Annotated in this window: 1 protein-coding gene; it reads left to right on the top strand. The window is 75.1% G+C overall.

The features are described from left to right. Positions 1 to 1592 (top strand): type I polyketide synthase (locus tag WA788_RS35235; RefSeq protein ID WP_335984521.1); only part of this gene is annotated, 1592 nt, incomplete at both ends.

Here is a 1592-nt window from a genome sequence, read left to right as displayed (position 1 = left end):
GGCCGTGGAACTGCGCAATCGGCTCCAGAGCGCGACCGGCCTCACCCTGCCGGCGACCCTCGTCTTCGACTACCCCACCGCGCACCGCCTCGCCGCGCACCTGGCCGAGCAGTTCGGCGACGCGGACTCCGCCTCGGCCGCGCGGCCCGAGCTGCCCGCGCTGGTGTCGGCGGCCGACGACCCGATCGCGGTCGTGGGCATGGCCTGCCGCTACCCGGGCGGGGTGACCGGCCCGGACGACCTGTGGCGGCTGGTCGCCTCCGGTACGGACGCGATGTCGCCCTTCCCGCGGGACCGCGGCTGGGACGTGGCCGGGCTGTACGACCCGACCGGCACCCGCCCGAACACCTCCGTCGCGGGCGAAGGCGGGTTCCTCGCCTCCGCCGCCGAGTTCGACGCCGGGTTCTTCGGGATCTCCCCGCGCGAGGCGCTGGCGATGGACCCGCAGCAGCGCCTGGTCCTCGAAGTGGCGTGGGAGGCCCTGGAACACGCGGGCATCGACCCCACCGGCCTCGGCGGCACCCCCGCCGGGGTGTTCGTCGGCAGCTACCACTCCGGCTACAGCGACCTCGTCGCCGAGGCCGGCGGCGACGCGCAGGGCCAACTCCTCACCGGCGCCGCGCAGAGCGTGCTGTCCGGCCGGGTCTCCTACGTCCTCGGGCTGGAGGGCCCGGCGGTGACGGTGGATACGGCGTGCTCGTCGTCGCTGGTGGCGATGCACCTGGCGAGCCAGTCGCTGCGCTCGGGCGAGAGCTCGCTCGCGCTGGCCGGCGGGGTGACGGTGATGGCCACGCCCGGCACGTTCGTGGAGTTCAGCCGGCAGGGCGGGCTCGCCGCCGACGGGCGCTGCAAGGCGTTCGCCGAGTCCGCCGACGGCACCGGCTGGTCGGAGGGCGCGGGCATCGTCGTCCTGGAGCGGCTCTCCGACGCCCGCCGCAACGGGCACCGCGTCCTGGCCGTCATGCGCTCCAGCGCCGTCAACCAGGACGGCGCGTCCAACGGCCTCACCGCCCCGAACGGTCCGTCGCAGCAGCGCGTCATCCGGCAGGCGCTGGCCGCCGCGGGCCTCGCGCCGGCCGACGTGGACGCCGTCGAGGCGCACGGCACCGGTACGTCCCTGGGCGACCCGATCGAGGCGCAGGCGGTACTCGCCACCTACGGCCAGGACCGCCCCGAGGACCGGCCGCTATGGCTCGGCTCGGTCAAGTCCAACCTCGGGCACACCCAGGCCGCCGCAGGCGTCGTGGGCGCCATCAAGATGATCCAGGCCCTGCGGCACGGGGTGCTTCCGCGCACACTGCACGTGGACGAGCCGAGTTCGCATGTGGACTGGGCCGCTGGTGAGGTGCGGTTGTTGACGGAGTCGGTGCCGTGGCCGGAGACGGGGCGGGTTCGGCGGGCGGGGGTGTCGTCGTTCGGTATCTCGGGGACGAACGCGCACGTCATTCTGGAGGCCGCGCCTGAGGTGGACGCGGAGCCGGAGTCCGTGGTGGGGGACGGCGCGGAGACGGTGTGGGTGGTGTCGGGTCGTTCGGGGGCGGCGTTGCGGGCGCAGGCGGGGCGGTTGGTGTCGGCGGTGGAGGGCCGGGACT

Source organism: Streptomyces sp. CA2R106, assembly GCF_037034245.1.
Taxonomy (GTDB): Bacteria; Actinomycetota; Actinomycetes; order Streptomycetales; family Streptomycetaceae; genus Actinacidiphila.
This window is presented reverse-complemented; position numbering and strand designations above follow the sequence as displayed.